The organism is Rouxiella aceris (assembly GCF_012933545.1).
In the GTDB taxonomy this organism is placed as follows: Bacteria; Pseudomonadota; Gammaproteobacteria; order Enterobacterales; family Enterobacteriaceae; genus Rouxiella; species Rouxiella aceris.
In genome coordinates, this window is the sequence record NZ_JAADJU010000004.1 from 88,132 (window position 1) to 104,358 (window position 16,227).

A 16,227-nucleotide genomic window follows, 5' to 3' on the forward strand; every position below is an offset into this window, starting at 1 on the left:
CTAAAGAATTATACTGTCAGCCCGCATTCAGGCTGCCATCCCACAAAGCTTGGTAAGGTTTCGGGCTCCAATCATTAATGTCGCAACGTAAGACTGTCGGCGCGTCACTACTTCAACGGCAACACGCTTGTCTTGGTATTTGATCAGGTAAGTTGAGGGCCAGCCCTGACGTCGTTTGCCAAAGGCCTTTTCATGACTGTCGATGGCTGCATGAGCCACAACCAGATGAGAGAGAGTTTTATCACCTTTAATGATGCGCTTCATAATGGACTCCAACTTAGACACTGCTGTCAAAATGAGGAAACATTAATCACTTGATACGCATCGCCTTGCGCGATGCTTATTCGAATCACTGCCTTGCTTATTGCTTGTAACAGAATGAGTATCTCTGCGCTTTTCCCTACGCGCAAGTTTTACTTAACAGGAAGCAGATCATCGCCGCCCGTAGTGGCCTGACGCTGTCAGCCTGCCACTGGCCCTGTGGGCTGGTAATCTGCGCTGACCAGGCTTTATCACTTTTCATTTCATTGAAATTCAAGCTGATTTTATTAGCGCATATGATTGGCCAGGCGTCGGAGGGGTTATTACAGTAATCTTTTCCTTTCACACCGCCGTAGGGATACCATTTATCGGGCTCTTCCCCGGTCAGCAATGCGACGTTGTGATTGAGTTCGCTATCTTGTTCTTCAGACCATTTAATCATCGGTATATCATCCTGCTAAGTTGTCCCAACCCAAACTACAGCAGAAATAAGACAGTTTTATGAACAAAAAAAACCGCCATCGCGGCGGTTTCTTTTTATGCTGAAGCTATTATCTTTCGGGGATAAAACCCCGCAGGCTTAACGCTGAGTCATCATCGCTATTTTCTGGCGACTCCTTGCCCTGCGCCCTGGATACCAGCACTTCCAACAACTCGGTTTGACGGCGTTGCTGGACCACGAGTTCAGTCAGTAACTGCGTCTGCTGATTCGCTTTGACACTGGCACGGTTGACAACAAACCACACCAGCAAAAATAACAGCGCCGACAAAATACACAGCACTATTGAGGCCAAACTGGATGGGCCTAACACTTGCTCAAACATTGACAACCCTACAACTTGATTAACCAAGTGACTATCTTAACATTGTCTGTGATGCAGTGAAAATTTTCACAAAAAATAGCGCGTTCTGTTTTGCCCTTTGCCGTTACCAGGGGATAAATGAGGTGACAGAGCAAATGCCGAGATCGAAGTTGCCGCCCTGATCGCAATAGCTATTCAAAGCCAGCAGGTACAGCCCTACGCATAACGTCAGAAAAACAATAAAGACAATGATTTTCTTGATCGTGAATACGGGTTTCTTCAATTTGATAGCGGATCTCTTTAGAGTTATCACGCGCTTTTCGATGCCCAAAATCTGCGTCCGACACGTATGGAAGTAGGATCCCATCCTAACCCGTTTTAGTTAAACAAAATTAAAACAGATCAAGTCCAGTTGACTCTACTCGCGACTAGCGCACCAATTGCGCCTTTTTTTGCCTGCGATGTTTTTCAGACTAAAGGATCATTAGCCACCAGGGCTTTGTCGCTATACTCTTCCCCCACTGGAACTGTCCAGGTTGGTTTACTGGCCCTGTATTGCCACCATGGCAGGGTTAAAGGGAGAGAATGCAATGAGTGTTATAAGAACCATTATCGTGCTGGCCGTGATTTATGCCATTTTTCTGTTTTCTGGTTACGGAGTTACCGTTGGCAGCAGCGAAAATGCCGCTGGCCTCGGGCTGAAATGCCAGTATCTGACCGCACGTGGTATCGTGGACTCACAGTATATCCACAGTGACAGCGGCATTGTTGGCGTATCGAAGTGCCCTATTTTCAAGCAAATAGGCGAAGTGGTCGATAAATCTTAAATCATAGCCGCAGGCAATGCCTGCGGCTATCCGGCAACCGGGTGGTTTTAGCTGTCATGCCGGGTAAATTTCAGGTCAATCAACGAAATGGCTTTTTCTATGGCACGACGGGTCACCGGATCGGCCCCCGCCGGATGAGTGCTAAAATCGATACTTTTTAACTGATGTGACATTTTATCGCGCACTTCAGGCGACGCAATAATATCAATGACGTCTAGAATTTGTTTGATCACCAACTGGCATGCAACCAAATCCGACTCAATTTCCTGATCCTGGGTTAAGCTCTGTGACATCCCCGTAACTCCTCGCTACTGGCAACATTCATAAAAAATTCGGCGCAAAGGATAACATGCTGGCATCGCTTTTACCCGGTTAGCCTTTTGCTGCTCACTGAGGCGGCTCTCGCTGCAAAAATCCGCAAACTGTAATCCCGGGCTGTTGAATTACAGCAAAGCTTCTATGCTTGATTAAACGGGATAAAAGGGAGGCCGCTATGTTCGCGCTGGTTTTAACCGTATGTTATTTAGGCGGCGGCTGTGAAGATCTGGTGGTGGATGCCTTTAACAGCGTTCAAGAGTGCCGCGTCGCCATGCGGCAACAGGGGCTACGGCAGGCCGGGTGTTATCCCATTGAGGATTTTATCGATGGCTATTGGATCCCCGCATATCAGCAGCACGATTTCTGAACGCTAATTAACATTATAATGGTTGCTTAATCATTATTATAGCGCTATCAATTGTCTGTTACTCATTGATATATCAAATATTAATTGCAATGGAAAATGGCGATGCAAAAAAGCAACACAACTTTCAAGGCACTTCCTCGCGCACTGCTGGTTACTGGTTTATGTTTGTCCCCGCTGGCAGCCCATGCCGCCACCGTGCCGCAAGGGGTAACACTGGACGCAAAACAGGAAGTCGTGCGTAATAATAGTGATGAACCAGCCACGCTGGATCCGCATAAGTCCGAGAGCGATGTTGAATTTAATATTCTCAACGACCTTTTTGTCGGCCTGGTCAGTATTGACGATAACGGCAATGCCCTTCCTGAACTGGCCAGCAGTTGGCAGTCTCAGGACAACAAAATATGGACCTTTCATCTGCGACCCGGCATACGCTGGTCTGATGGCTCCGCCATCACCGCCGAGGATGTGGTTTATAGCTGGCGACGTCTGATCGATCCGAAAACGGCGTCTCCCTACGAAAGCTATCTCAGCACACTCGGTGTGCTTAACGCCGATGCCATTATTGCCGGCAAAATGCCCGCCGATCAGTTGGGTATTAAAGCGCTGGACGCCCAAACCGTGCAGGTTGAGCTTTCTCATCCTATCTCCTACTTCCTGGAGATGGTCGCTCATCCTTCCTTGTTCCCGGTTGATCGGGCCGCCATCGAGAAATTCGGCAGCAAATGGACCCAGCCTGAGAATATAGTCAGCAGTGGCCCCTTCAAGCTCAACAGTTGGACCGTTAACGAACGTATCACCTCAGTACGCAACGATAATTACTGGGATAATGCCCATACGGTACTGACGAAAATCACCTACTTGCCGGTGACCTCAAGCACCGCCGACGTTAATCGCTATAAAGCGGGCGAAATTGATATCACCCGCACTATTCCCGAAATTCAGTTTGCCTCACTGAAAAAAGAGCTCGGCGATCAGGTCCACGTTGGCCCGAACCTTGGCGTTTATTACTACGCATTTAACAATCAGAAAGCGCCGTTTAATGATGTGCGCGTCCGCCAGGCGCTCAGTCTCGGCTTAGACAGAGCTATTATCGCCGACAAGGTGCTGGGTCAGGGGCAAACCGCGGCTTACACCATTACGCCAAAAAATACCGGCGGTTATACTTTTGCTGCAGCGAAAACCGCCAGTTGGACCCAAGAACAGCGTAATGCCGAGGCAATGAAACTGCTGGCAGCAGCCGGCTTTGGTCCACAGCATCCGTTAACGTTCAACCTGCTGTATAACACCAATGAATCCCATCAGCGCATTGCCATTGCCGCCTCTTCAATGTGGAAGAAAAATCTTGGCGTCACGGCGGTATTGCAAAATCAGGAATGGAAAACCATGCTCGATACCATGCATCAGGGTAACTATGACGTGGTGCGCTATGCCTGGATGGCGGACTATAATGAACCTTCCACCTTCCTCAATACCTTTCGTAGCGACAACAGTGAGAACACGCCCAAGTTCCGCAATGCCGATTATGATAAAGCGCTGGATCATGCGCTGACGGCCAGTAGCAAGGATGAGGTAAAAAAAGACTATCAGCAGGCGGAAGATATTTTGAGTGCGCAGGCACCGGTAGTGCCACTCTATCATTATGTCAGTGCCAAACTGGTCAAACCCTATATCGGTGGTTTTGACGATCACAATCCACAGGGTGTGGTTTACGCCAAAGATCTGTATGTGATTAAACACTGATAACGGATTGGCTGCAGAGGTTATTCGCCCCGTCCGGCCACTGATTGGCGGGGCAACTTTTGCTAATGGCGTTCTGGCTTTTTGCTACCACCGCTTGCACACGGAATAGGCTTGCCACATGTTTCGCAGATGATAGATTGAAGATAACTCGTACAGACGGGAGAGAATATGAAATTCTCGGCAGGCGAGATCCAGCCCCTATGGGACGAAGTAGCTCGTATCATTGGTGAAAGTGTTATCCAGTTACGCCACCGTGGCGAGCCCTTGACGGCAGATTCGTTAATCGAGTATCTGGAAAACCAGCTAAGCGCCGCAGGCGTACAGCGGCGGATACTGATAGGCGCAGCCATTAATCTGCTCAAAACCGACCGTCGCCTGTAAACAACACCATAACCGGCAGCGAGGCGGTGCCCCCTGCTTTGTCAACTGCAACAGGCTGCCTTATTATCTTGACTGTGCGGCACGGCCCTGAGCAAACAGAAAAATCCGTTGCGTAATATCGTCGGCACCGAGGATATTGCCTTTTTGTTCAAAATTGGCTTTGGCATAGGCAATATCATGGGCCTGATCGACCATAGTGATCACTTTATCCCGGGTATTCTTGTCGAGATTACCCAACAGAGTGGTCAATATTGCCTGATAAGCATGGGAGGCGTAGGTAAGTTGCTTTTCGCGTTGTTCCAGCGCATCAATACGCGCGATAAGTGCCTGAAACTGCTCTTGATTGGACATGGCGGCATCCTTCAGTGTTTATCAGCGATAACATTCGTTGCAGCAGTGGCTTATGATCAGTCTAGCAGAGGCAGTCACGACGATGTTAAACCGGGGGTAAAACACCTGATTGGTTATAATTAATACAGCTCATTTCACTTTAAAACAATCTTGCAAGTAAACCAAGCCTAAACTGAAGTAAAACAGGTCGTGGGGTTACGGCAATTTGTAAATGCCTCTACTCGCCGCCGCCGGGCGTGGATCCCCCCCTGGCAGCTTATTGACGAAATAATTGGTAACAAAGGCATTACTTGCTTACAGATAGCGCGATGACAACCTGATAACAGTTATGACATGTTTTCGCCATGTTTATTGTTTGTTTTGGGAAGGGTGTAATGAATAAAATTTCCAGCGGTGTTATCGCCTTGGCCATGTTGATGTCACTGAGCGTCGGCGCGCATGCCGAAGGCTGTCTGAAAGGCGCTGCTGTTGGCGGAGTGGCCGGACATCTGGCACATCATGCGGTTGCCGGTGCCATTGCAGGTTGTGCCGTAGGCCATCATATGGCGGCTAAAGCCAAAAAAGAGAAAGCGGCCGCGGCGGCTACGCAAAAGTAACCCTTAGCGCCGAGCTTGAACCCGCCCGCACGCAAAATGCCGGCGGGTATTTCAGGCAGCGACTATCACGCAATTTCTTCCCTGCTGTTTGGCCTGATATAACGATGCATCGGCCAATTTCAGCACAGGCTCTATCTCCCCCTTATGCGCAGCCCAATAGGCAACCCCTAACGAGATGGTAATATTTCCGGCATCGGGAATGTTCATCTGTTCAATACTGAGACGTATACGCTCGGCAACGTCAGTGGCGATTTGCAGTGAACTTCCCGGCAGCAGGATCAAAAACTCTTCCCCGCCGTTGCGGAAAAGAATATCGCTGGTTCGCGAACAGGCACGAATTTGCTGCGCCACCAGCCGGATCACTTCGTCGCCAATCGCATGACCATAGGTATCATTCACCTTTTTGAAATGATCAATATCCAGAGCAATCACCGCACTACTTTGTTTCAGTTGTTGCAGGGACTCCAGCGTGGCCGCCAGACCGCGTCGATTGTATAAACCGGTCAGCGGATCGGTAAGCACTTCAAATTTTAGCTTGCCGATCTTTTTATGAAGCAGGCTGATACCAATCAGCAGCGCACGCTTTAGCTGGGTGGCTTCAAAATACCAGGAGGGTATCGATTTGATGCTGGTGGCCACATCCGGCTTATCCATCTCATTGGCACTGCGCGCCAGCAACCATAAAGGTTGAGAAATCAACCGTGAGCAGAACCACAGCACGAGTAAAGTCAGCAGTGCCACCGGCGTTAAATGGCGCAGAACTTTGAACATCAGCCCATCCAACGGTCTGAGCGTAGCTTCCGTCGGCCGCATGGTAATAATTTCCCATCCCGCTGAAGGCACGACCGCATAGCCCGCCAGCATTGATATGCCTTGCGCGCTATACATAGTTTGACTGCCGTTATCACTACTCTTTATCGCCTCGGTGATCGGCTTTCTATCGACGATCTGACCAATACGCGTTCTGTCCTGATGGTAAAGAATGCGCCGGTCCTGATCGAGCACCACAATATAAGAACCATCGCGATAGTAATGTTCCCCCAATAGCTCATTAAGGATACTTTTTTGGCGAAGATAAATGGTCCCGCCGACATAGCCGCGATAGTGATTTTCCGCATCGACAATCGGCGATGAAATATTAATTACCAGGTTATCGGCAACAGAAATATAGGGTTTACTAATCAGCGGTCGCCGTTTCTCCAGCGCCTCCAGCGCCCCCGGCGTCGCAAGCTGTTTGCCCAGCAATTGCAGACTGTCCGGCGACGTGGCGCGGATCTTGCCATGCACATCGGTGATCACCACCGAATTAAAACTGTCGGTCTGATATTTAAGGCGATCGGTTTCCGCAGTCAGCCTGACACCGTCATCAAAATTATTCGCAACCTGCCGAGCACTGTAAGCCAACTGCTTTTGGGTACTTTGCAGAAAAAGCTCGGTACTGGCAGCCAGTTTGGTGGCATAAACCCGGTTTTCTTCGAGGGTATTGTCGATCAACAGCTGGCGCTGAACGCGATAACTGGCATAAAAACTATTGGCCAGAGTAATAAATGCGCTCATCAACGCCAGGATCAAAATCAGGCGACGTAAATCGAGACGAAAAAAATGTTTAGAGGACATAAGGAATACTGTAGTGCCTTACAGGGCCAAAAGTACCTCATCTTTACACCTCCGCAAAGCAGGCACAACAACCTAAGGATTTTTTAACCCGTCTTTACGGCCTAACGCCTTCTTTGTTAAAAACATATTTCTCTTACGGTATATTTGTATGCCAAATCGCAGTAAATTGAGACAATCATGCTACAGTTGTTGCGCCCTGGGCATCCAAAGGGCAAAACGGCCCTTTTCCCGAGAAGAGATAATATGAATATAAAATTTATTCCCCCCGTTATCATCCTGGCCGGTGCGGTCGCCTTTATGGTGTGGTTTTTTGCCAGCGGTGCGGCAATGCCGGGCGGTTGAGACGGGGACAGCATGGGCAGTTACGCTGGCTTTTAATATAGGCTATGCATATCAGCGGAGTAGTATTTCATACTGCTGACAATATCGATTTTTAGGCGGCAGTAACGCCTTGGCGGTCAAAGCAGACTTGCCAACCGCACTGCCCTTTGTGCAACATTAAGACCATGTCACCATTAAATTGAAACACCGCATAAAGCGGCATTTCAATTTACGACCCGCGCTCACCATTCGTTAGCTAAACAGCTTGCCGGTTATTTGGCACCAAAACAGGCATTCAACCCGGCTTGTGTATCTTTGCTTTCCAGGCCCGCCATGGGCTTATCCGCAATCAGCGTGACGCCAGTATCAACATATCCAGAAACTTTCTTGCCGTGTCGGGCATAAGCAACGGCGGCATCAACCCCCATTGCGGTCATGGTTAAGGGATATTGCTGTGCTGTGGCGGCAATTTTGCCTTCACGCACGTTTTTGACCCCGGCACAGCCGCCATCAACAGATAAAATCATGGCATTTTTTTCTTTGCCGGCTTCCTGCAGAGCCAGATAAGCCCCCGCTGCTGCCGGTTCGTTAATGGTATAGACAAGATTAATATCAGGGTGGGTTTTCAGACAGTCAGCCATAACATCATGCCCCTGTTTTTCCGCCCCTTGTGAATAGCCTGAACACAAGATCTCAGGAGTGTTGGACAGCTCGGTAGTGTCAGCCCCCGCAGCTTGTAATCCCAACCCTTTCATAAAGCCGTTATGTCGTCTTGCTCCCACTAAATGCCCGGGCGATAAATCCAGCATCGCGATCTTTAACGGTTGCCCAGGGAAGGTCAACGGCATGGCAGCCTTGGCATATTGGCCAATCAGTTCGCCCGCCTTGTAGTTATCGGTAGCAAACAGCGCATCGACAGCGCTGATAGGGTCAGTGGGTGAATCCAGGGCAATAACCTGTACGCCTTTAGCGCGCACTTCATCAAGCGCCGGGACAATGGCTTTGGCATCGCTGGGGGTAATCAACAAGGTAGTGGCGCCGGCCGCCACCATCGAATGAATCGCTTCAATTTGCGAAGCATAATCCTGGTCTTCTTTACCTGCGGCCGTTAACAACTTGACGCCATGTACCGTAGCGCCAAGCATGGCCCCTTCTTTCATTTTTAAAAAGAATGGGTTGGTGTCGGTTTTAGTAATTAAACCAATAGTGATGTTCTCATTGCTGCTGGCGAACACCGATAAACTCAACATTGCGACTGCCGCGGCAAATGCATAGGAAATTTTCATTTGGCTACCTTAGCGAATCGCAGGGACGTTACGGTTTCCCGCACGTGAGATATCAAAGGCAGAAATCCCCTCTAATAAAATATGCGCCTGTTGTCTTAAGCTTTCGGCAGCCGCTGCACTTTCCTCAACCAAGGCGGCATTTTGCTGTGTCGCTTCGTCCATTTGTACAACGGCTTTGTTTACCTGGTCGATCCCGGTGTGTTGTTCGCTGGAAGCGAGGGTAATTTCCGCCATCAAACTATTAACGCCCTTAACGGCGTTAACCACTTCCCGCATGGTACTGCCGGCTTCATCAACCAGTTTCGACCCGATATTAATTCGGTCGACAGACTCACCAATCAGGTCTTTTATTTCCTTGGCAGCAATTGCACTACGTTGTGCCAAAGTTCGTACCTCACCGGCAACAACGGCAAAACCCCGGCCTTGCTCGCCAGCGCGCGCGGCTTCAACGGCAGCGTTAAGTGCCAGAATATTTGTCTGGAAAGCGATACCTTCGATTACGGTAATGATTTGCGTCACTTTGCCCGAGCTGCTGGCAATTTCATGCATTGTGCTAACAACACGCTCAACAACGTCACCGCCTTGCTGTGCAACTTGCGAAGCACTGGTGGCCATTAGATTACCTTGATGCGCGTTGTCAGCATTGTGTTTCACCGTGGAGGTCAACTGCTCCATACTGGCGGAAGTCTGTTCCAGTGAGGAGGCCTGGGCTTCAGTACGGCGGCTTAAGTCCTCATTACCCATGGTAATTTCAGTGGACGCCGTGACGATACTTTCAGCAGAACTGGCCACCTGGCTGACTAACTGATGCAGTTTCTCCTGCATCTGGCCAATGGCGGCCAGTACGCTGCCGGCGGGTGCAGTGGTTGCCCCGTTAACCTGGCTGAGATCGCCATTGGCAATACGCTGCACCACCTGGCCCAACACCGCAGGTTCTTCTCCCAGCGCACGGAACAGGGAACGGATAATAATCCCCCCGAGGATCGCCGCCAGAATAAGAGCAACCAGACTGATAATAATGAAAATTAACCGGGTTTGCTGATAGGCACCCTGGGCAGTATTCAGACTCTCTTTCGCCTGTTCTTTACTGTACTTAAGGTATTGGTCGGCACTATTAAGCAAGAGAGTTAACTGAGGGCGCAGTTCACGATTCATGCGGTCAATTGCTTCGGCTTTTTTCTCGGCAAGCGCCAATTCGACAATGTGCTGGGCAATAGGTCGATAAGCCAGTTCTGCATTGAGGATCGCCGCCACAAAATTGCGATCTTTATCTGTTATGTCAGAGTGTTGTTCGACGGCGGATTGCAGTTGGCCTATCGCGGCAATGGTTTTTTCCTGAGCGGTGGCAACTTGTTTCTTGCCCGCTTCAATATCCGCAGCCTCACTGACCAGCACCAATCCATAGATATTCAGAGAACTGTCTTTAACACCACTCAGGATTGAATTGACCGAAGATTCACGGGCAGAGACCTGCTGTACGTGAGTCTTGAAACTATCGTTGGCTTTGCTTAACGAGCTAACCGAGAGGATAACGACAACCAGGACAATGGCCACTAAAACGCCAAACCCGAGAGTAAGCTGAGTTCGCACTGACATATTGTTAAAATGCATAAATTCATTCCCTGAGATTGCGATTTAAAAACAGACCCCCACCATAAAATGCTATAAAAACAATTTATTAGACTTATTCTAACTAACCCCTCCATAAACTTGGCGAGCAGGAAATTAGCTAAATAGCCACTCAGGCAGGTTGTCTAAATGATAAAGTTTTGTAACTAAGTTAACGGCAGAAACGAGAGGAAACTTGATAGCCAGGCCACAATGTTAGTAACATCACCTTAGAAATGTGACCATGTTCAAATAATTGTATTGAATACGAGGGGTAAACGCGGACGGTCAGAGCGACAGCAGGACTGCTGATGTGCACGCTATATTGTAAGTGACGACAACAGGCTTCTGTTTAGCAGTAGCGTTGTTGATTGAATAAAAAAAACGGGAACCCGCAGGCTCCCGTGTTATGTATTCCCGGTTGCCCGAGATTACATATTAGCGATCATCGCATCACCAAACTCTGAACATTTCAGCAGCTTAGCGCCGTCCATCTGACGTTCGAAGTCATAGGTAACGGTTTTCTTGGCAATCGCGCCCTGCATCCCTTTAACGATCAGGTCTGCCGCTTCGAACCATTCCATATGACGCAGCATCATTTCCGCAGAAAGGATGATTGAGCCTGGGTTGACTTTATCCTGACCGGCATATTTTGGTGCAGTGCCGTGGGTCGCTTCAAACAGTGCGCATTCCGCACCGATGTTGGCACCCGGGGCAATACCAATACCGCCAACCTGTGCCGCCAGGGCATCAGAAATGTAGTCACCGTTCAGGTTCATACAGGCGATAACATCATATTCGGCAGGACGCAGCAGGATCTGTTGCAGGAAGGCATCAGCAATCACATCTTTAATAATGATCTCTTTGCCATTGTTCGGGTTTTTGATTTTAACCCAAGGACCGCCATCGATCAGTTCACCGCCAAACTCTTCACGAGCCAGCTGGTAACCCCAATCTTTAAAGGCACCTTCGGTAAACTTCATAATGTTGCCTTTATGAACCAGCGTCAGTGAATCACGATCGTTGGCGATGGTATATTCAATGGCCGCACGAACCAGGCGCTTGGTGCCTTCTTGCGAGCAAGGCTTGATGCCGATACCGCATTCCTGTGGAAAACGGATTTTGGTAACACCCATCTCTTCTTGCAGGAATTTAATCACTTTGTCAGCTTCGGCTGAACCCGCTTTCCATTCGATACCTGCATAGATATCTTCGGAGTTTTCACGGAAGATAACCATATCGGTATCTTCCGGGCGTTTAACCGGGCTTGGTGTGCCGGTGTAGTAACGCACAGGACGCAGGCAAATGTAGAGATCGAGTTGTTGACGCAGGGCAACGTTCAAAGAACGAATACCACCGCCAACCGGGGTAGTCAGTGGGCCTTTGATCGCTACGCGGTATTCGCGGATCAGGTCCAGGGTTTCTTCAGGTAGCCAGACGTCTTTACCGTACAGCTCTACAGATTTCTCACCGGTATAGATTTCCATCCAGGAAATTTTACGTTCACCGTTATAAGCCTTCTGAACCGCCGCATCGACGACTTTGATCATTGCCGGGGTAACATCAACACCGATACCATCACCCTCAATAAAAGGGATGATAGGATTATTAGGAATAACCAGTTTACCCTTAGCATCAACTGTAATCTTCTTACCTTCAGCCGGAACAACTACTTTGCTTTCCATTAACCTCTCCTTCAGCGCATTATTTGTTAATGATTTGTAAGATGCCGGACAATACTACTTGAATATTCAGCCGACGCCAATCTGAAACGGTTTTCAAGTATAATGCGCTAATTCTCCGCGACTTCAATGATTATGACTAAATTCTTTGTTAAAAATCACAATGTTAAACGTTTCAGCCGCCCGGCACGTCAGGGAAGCATCCTCGCGGATCACGCGCGTAAAGTGCTGGTTTTCAACAAGCCTTTTGATGTGTTACCACAATTCACCGACGAATCGGGACGCGCTACGTTAAAAGATTACATTCCGGTCACCGACGTCTATGCTGCGGGCAGACTCGATCGGGACAGCGAAGGTCTGTTGGTTCTAACCAATGACGGCCAACTGCAGGCACGGCTGACCCAACCCGGCAAGCGTACCGCCAAAATTTATTATGCCCAGGTTGAGGGTGAGCCCGATGAAGCGGCATTGCAGGCATTCAGAAGCGGGCTGCCGCTAAAAGATGGCCAGACGCTGGCCGCCGGCATTGAGCGGGTCGCCGAGCCAGAGTGGCTGTGGCCGCGTGTCCCGCCCATTCGTGAACGCAAAAATATTGCGACCTGTTGGCTAAAAATAACGCTCTACGAGGGAAGAAACCGGCAGGTTCGTCGCATGACGGCACATATCGGCTATCCTACATTACGGCTTATCCGTTACAGCATGGGTGAGTTGACGCTTGGCGATTTAGCCCCCGGACAGTGGAAGGAAATATCCTATGTTTAAACCGCACGTCACCCTTGCCTGCGTAGTTCAGGCGGAAGGCAAATTTTTGCTGGTAGAAGAGATGATCAACGGCAAACTGACCCTCAACCAGCCGGCGGGTCACCTTGAAGCCAATGAGACGCTGCTGGCCGCGGCGCGGCGCGAGCTGTTGGAAGAAACCGGGATCGACGCGCAACCGCAGTTTTTTCTCGGTTTACATCAGTGGCAAGCCCCGGACAGTACCCCCTTCCTGCGTTTTGCCTTTGTGCTGGATTTGCCGGCCATCGTCGACACTGCCCCGCAGGACTCGGATATTTCCGGCTGTTGCTGGCTCAGTGCCGAGGAAATTTTTGCCTCAGACCAACTAAGGTCGCCGCTGGTGGCCGAAAGTATTCGCCTCTATCAGCAAGCGGCGCGATATCCCCTGAGTTTGCTGGGCAATTTCAATTTACCGCAGTAAAGGCCCGCTGCGCGCCAGGCCGCACTAATCACCGGTGCAGCCAGGCGGTCAACGTGATAAAATTCCGCGCTTATATTTTGGCAGCCGCCAGGCTGTCAGCGATAAACCGCACGCCAACTTGGGTGCACGGGGCATAATCTTATGCCGCTATCTCCCTTGATCGCAGAATGCTTCTGCCATATCAACGGGATAATGCTCGTCTAAAACGCTGTTGACACGCGGCCTTCATCCTCGTGCGGATGGTGTTTAACGAGTGGTGATCCTCTGTTTTGGAACTGCTATGTCAGACAACAGTCAGAAAAAAGTAATCGTCGGCATGTCCGGCGGCGTCGACTCCTCGGTATCTGCCTATCTCCTGCAACAACAGGGATATCAGGTCGAGGGACTCTTTATGAAGAATTGGGAAGAGGACGACGACGAAGAGTATTGTTCAGCAGCCACCGATCTTGCCGATGCGCAGGCGGTATGCGACAAGCTGGGCATAAAACTGCACACGGTAAATTTTGCCGCAGAATACTGGGACAATGTGTTTGAACACTTTCTGCAAGAATATAAGGCAGGACGCACCCCTAACCCGGATATTTTGTGCAATAAAGAGATCAAGTTTAAAGCCTTTCTGGAGTTCGCCGCTGAGGATTTGGGGGCTGATTATATTGCCACCGGTCACTATGTGCGCCGCCAGGACAGCAATGGCCGCAGCCAACTGCTGCGTGGCATCGACGGCAATAAAGACCAGAGCTATTTTCTCTATACGCTCGGCAGCGAGCAAATTGCTCAGAGCCTGTTCCCGGTCGGTGAGCTGGAAAAACCGGAAGTTCGCCGCATTGCCGAACAGCTGGATTTGATCACCGCCAAGAAGAAAGACTCCACTGGTATCTGCTTTATTGGCGAACGTAAATTCAGCGAGTTTCTTGGCCGCTATCTGCCGGCACAACCGGGCGTGATCAAAAGCGTCGACGGCCAGGAAATGGGTCAGCATCAGGGGCTGATGTACCACACGCTCGGACAGCGCAAAGGACTGGGGATCGGCGGCCAAAAGGATGGCGGTGAGGATCCCTGGTATGTGGTCGATAAAGACGTTGCCAACAACATTCTCTATGTGGCGCAAGGTCATGAGCATCCACGTCTGATGTCTGTTGGGCTGATTGCCCAGCAACTGGACTGGGTCGATCGTCAGCCGTTAACCGAGCCGCTGCACTGCGTGGTAAAAACCCGTTATCGCCAGCAAGATATTCCCTGCCTGGTGACGCCGTTAGACGATCAACGCATTGAAGTACGTTTCGAATCTCCGGTAGCGGCGGTGACACCGGGACAATCAGCCGTCTTCTATCAAGGTGAACTCTGCCTTGGTGGCGGCGTGATTGAACAGCGCATTCCGCTGGTATCCCAAGAAAACGGCATTTAAACACGCCGTAAATCAGCTGGCCCGTCAGAGGAGGGAAGAATTTGTCTATCCCGATCCGGGGCCATCTGTTGAAATATCGGGGTGATATTTTCTTTGCGGATAATATAGCCGTTTATTTGTTGGATAGTATCGGCAATAATATCATCAAATTGCTGGACAACATTTAAGTTATGCAAATTCATTTGATGATGAGTATTAAGCCAGTAAATATTTTCATCACTGTGCTCTTCCGATATTAACACATTAGGGTGATTATCATTCCAGGTACGGGTGATTTCAAATTCGGTTTCAATGCGATTTATTAATGTCTGCACTTCATCCTGATTGCTTCTTAATAATATTCTGAGTTGTCCCAACTCCTCAGGTATCTGCAATAATGCATTATAATCCTGTGCCCTTATTGCGGTCAGTGCCCGCGATCTGATAGCGGTAAAACGTTGCTGAACAGGCGTGTAGTGCTGCTCGGATTCTATATTTAGCTGCTCAATCTCGGTTTGCATTTGCGTCGTATATTCTTGCCACTCAGGAGGATCTTGGTCAAAATTACTCGCTGCTCCAAGACCAGAGGTCCCCTCACCGTAGGGATCCTCTTTTGCCCCGCCCTTTAACGCCAGTTTTCGCCACTCGCCGTTTTGTTCAACTCCGACACCATAAAATTTCAGGTTGGTACCCAGCTTATCGTGGGCAAGATAAAGATCGTAATGGTTACTGTTAACCGCCTGACGGGCATAGATCGTGCTGCCCGGTGGCCCGCTCAGCGTGGTAAGTCGATAATCCTCGCCAGGTACGGCAGGCGTGCGCGCATTATTGGCCGCTGGCGAGTCACTGCCCTGCGCGATGAGGTGTGTATTGGCCGTATGGGCATGACCCACCGTGCCTGGCGTTGACTGCTGCTGGCGCGGATGACTTGCCCGCGGCGCGGCAAGTAGCGGTTTGCCAGAAGAGGTTGAACTGACGGATGCCAGACTTTCTGCGCGCGATAATGTTTTGCTGCGATAGCCAAACGGAATATTATCAATTAATTTACTGCCCGTTCTGTCAACAGAATAACTGGCCATTTCCAGCTCATGGTAATTGATGATTTTCTGTAGGGTTTCACTAGTGAGAACTTGGCGGATATTATCCCAAAACGTGCGCCAATATTTTTTTAGCTCGCCAACAATCCAGGCGATATCCGGCGGGTCCTCTGCCTGATAGATAGCGGATCCATACGAGGGGTCATAAAATTGTTTTTTATTCTGCGCATTTTTTTGTTGCCGGTACTGATATTCTATTTCCTCGCTGGTAGAGAGTATTTGCCGATCGCCAGTTTTATTTCGCTGTCGAGATGCAAAGGCAATATCCGTGGCGGGTGGTTTTTCTTGAGGACTCACGACAGGGGGTAATAAAGAACGGCGGTCAGTGGACATTAACTTCATATTATATCCTTATTGATATCAACGGGAGAACAAGCCATCGGGAAT

20 protein-coding genes are annotated in these 16,227 nt (G+C 49.6%); 9 read left to right on the forward strand and 11 right to left on the reverse strand.

Annotation, left to right across the window (positions count from 1 at the left end; all coding sequences use genetic code 11):
- Positions 1-27: 27 nt before the first annotated feature.
- The 4 genes from GW590_RS08625 to GW590_RS24620 form a co-directional block, all read right to left on the reverse strand.
- Complete coding sequence (locus GW590_RS08625; RefSeq protein ID WP_169402624.1) at positions 28-264, reverse strand: DUF4060 family protein; 237 nt, start codon at positions 262-264, stop codon at positions 28-30.
- A gap of 136 nt (positions 265-400) precedes the next feature.
- Complete coding sequence (locus GW590_RS08630; RefSeq protein ID WP_169402625.1) at positions 401-703, reverse strand: phage protein NinX family protein; 303 nt, start codon at positions 701-703, stop codon at positions 401-403.
- Positions 704-812: 109 nt separating this feature from the next.
- The gene (locus GW590_RS08635) at positions 813-1,085 is read right to left on the reverse strand and encodes a YebO family protein (RefSeq protein WP_169402626.1); all 273 of its coding nucleotides are present in this window, start codon (positions 1,083-1,085) and stop codon (positions 813-815) included.
- Between the two features lie 103 nt (positions 1,086-1,188).
- Positions 1,189-1,317, reverse strand: coding sequence for a PhoP/PhoQ regulator MgrB (locus GW590_RS24620; RefSeq protein WP_456239017.1), 129 nt, complete (start codon positions 1,315-1,317; stop codon positions 1,189-1,191).
- A gap of 337 nt (positions 1,318-1,654) precedes the next feature.
- On the opposite strand from GW590_RS24620, the gene GW590_RS08645 reads away from it, so the two are divergent.
- Positions 1,655-1,891, forward strand: coding sequence for a YobH family protein (locus GW590_RS08645; protein WP_169402628.1), 237 nt, complete (start codon positions 1,655-1,657; stop codon positions 1,889-1,891).
- A gap of 47 nt (positions 1,892-1,938) precedes the next feature.
- Here GW590_RS08645 and GW590_RS08650 read toward each other — a convergent pair whose 3' ends face one another.
- Positions 1,939-2,184 (reverse strand): DUF2766 family protein, encoded by a 246-nt coding sequence (locus tag GW590_RS08650; protein ID WP_169402629.1) that lies wholly within the window; start codon positions 2,182-2,184, stop codon positions 1,939-1,941.
- A 200-nt stretch (positions 2,185-2,384) separates the two neighbouring features.
- Between GW590_RS08650 and GW590_RS08655 the strand changes: the two genes are divergently transcribed.
- From GW590_RS08655 to GW590_RS08665, 3 genes are all read left to right on the forward strand, one after another.
- Positions 2,385-2,576, forward strand: a complete 192-nt coding sequence (locus tag GW590_RS08655) for a YdfD/YebW family protein (protein ID WP_169402630.1) — start codon at positions 2,385-2,387, stop codon at positions 2,574-2,576.
- 96 nt (positions 2,577-2,672) lie between these two features.
- Positions 2,673-4,316: an ABC transporter substrate-binding protein gene (locus GW590_RS08660; RefSeq protein WP_169402631.1), complete on the forward strand. Its 1,644-nt coding sequence runs from the start codon at positions 2,673-2,675 to the stop codon at positions 4,314-4,316.
- Positions 4,317-4,484: 168 nt separating this feature from the next.
- The gene (locus tag GW590_RS08665; RefSeq protein WP_169402632.1) at positions 4,485-4,697 is read left to right on the forward strand and encodes a hypothetical protein; all 213 of its coding nucleotides are present in this window, start codon (positions 4,485-4,487) and stop codon (positions 4,695-4,697) included.
- A gap of 63 nt (positions 4,698-4,760) precedes the next feature.
- On the opposite strand, the gene GW590_RS08670 is transcribed toward GW590_RS08665, so the two are convergent.
- Positions 4,761-5,048, reverse strand: a complete 288-nt coding sequence (locus GW590_RS08670; protein WP_169402633.1) for a hypothetical protein — start codon at positions 5,046-5,048, stop codon at positions 4,761-4,763.
- Between the two features lie 374 nt (positions 5,049-5,422).
- Between GW590_RS08670 and GW590_RS08675 the strand changes: the two genes are divergently transcribed.
- Positions 5,423-5,644 (forward strand): hypothetical protein, encoded by a 222-nt coding sequence (locus tag GW590_RS08675; protein ID WP_169402634.1) that lies wholly within the window; start codon positions 5,423-5,425, stop codon positions 5,642-5,644.
- 51 nt (positions 5,645-5,695) lie between these two features.
- Here GW590_RS08675 and GW590_RS08680 read toward each other — a convergent pair whose 3' ends face one another.
- Complete coding sequence (locus GW590_RS08680) at positions 5,696-7,261, reverse strand: sensor domain-containing diguanylate cyclase (protein WP_235955899.1); 1,566 nt, start codon at positions 7,259-7,261, stop codon at positions 5,696-5,698.
- Between the two features lie 243 nt (positions 7,262-7,504).
- Here GW590_RS08680 and GW590_RS08685 point away from each other — a divergent pair, with 243 nt between their 5' ends.
- Positions 7,505-7,603: a YoaK family small membrane protein gene (locus tag GW590_RS08685; RefSeq protein WP_169402635.1), complete on the forward strand. Its 99-nt coding sequence runs from the start codon at positions 7,505-7,507 to the stop codon at positions 7,601-7,603.
- 251 nt (positions 7,604-7,854) lie between these two features.
- Here GW590_RS08685 and GW590_RS08690 read toward each other — a convergent pair whose 3' ends face one another.
- The 3 genes from GW590_RS08690 to icd all read right to left on the reverse strand — a co-directional run bounded on the left by GW590_RS08690 (position 7,855) and on the right by icd (position 12,161).
- Positions 7,855-8,868 (reverse strand): substrate-binding domain-containing protein, encoded by a 1,014-nt coding sequence (locus tag GW590_RS08690; protein WP_169402636.1) that lies wholly within the window; start codon positions 8,866-8,868, stop codon positions 7,855-7,857.
- 9 nt (positions 8,869-8,877) lie between these two features.
- On the reverse strand, positions 8,878-10,479 hold the full coding sequence (locus tag GW590_RS08695; RefSeq protein ID WP_169402637.1) for a methyl-accepting chemotaxis protein: 1,602 nt from the start codon (positions 10,477-10,479) through the stop codon (positions 8,878-8,880).
- A 428-nt stretch (positions 10,480-10,907) separates the two neighbouring features.
- Entirely contained in the window at positions 10,908-12,161 is a 1,254-nt protein-coding gene (gene icd, locus GW590_RS08700) for an NADP-dependent isocitrate dehydrogenase (protein ID WP_169402638.1), read from the reverse strand.
- A gap of 132 nt (positions 12,162-12,293) precedes the next feature.
- Here icd and rluE point away from each other — a divergent pair, with 132 nt between their 5' ends.
- From rluE to mnmA, 3 genes are all read left to right on the forward strand, one after another.
- On the forward strand, positions 12,294-12,920 hold the full coding sequence (gene rluE, locus GW590_RS08705) for a 23S rRNA pseudouridine(2457) synthase RluE (RefSeq protein ID WP_169402931.1): 627 nt from the start codon (positions 12,294-12,296) through the stop codon (positions 12,918-12,920).
- Positions 12,913-13,359: an NUDIX hydrolase gene (locus tag GW590_RS08710; protein WP_169402639.1), complete on the forward strand. Its 447-nt coding sequence runs from the start codon at positions 12,913-12,915 to the stop codon at positions 13,357-13,359. The genes rluE and GW590_RS08710 overlap by 8 nt, the downstream gene beginning before the upstream one ends.
- 280 nt (positions 13,360-13,639) lie before the next feature.
- Positions 13,640-14,764, forward strand: coding sequence for a tRNA 2-thiouridine(34) synthase MnmA (gene mnmA / locus GW590_RS08715; RefSeq protein WP_169402640.1), 1,125 nt, complete (start codon positions 13,640-13,642; stop codon positions 14,762-14,764).
- On the opposite strand, the gene GW590_RS08720 is transcribed toward mnmA, so the two are convergent.
- Positions 14,761-16,182, reverse strand: coding sequence for a hypothetical protein (locus tag GW590_RS08720; protein WP_169402641.1), 1,422 nt, complete (start codon positions 16,180-16,182; stop codon positions 14,761-14,763). The two genes, mnmA and GW590_RS08720, sit on opposite strands and share 4 nt — an antisense overlap.
- Positions 16,183-16,227: the final 45 nt, after the last annotated feature.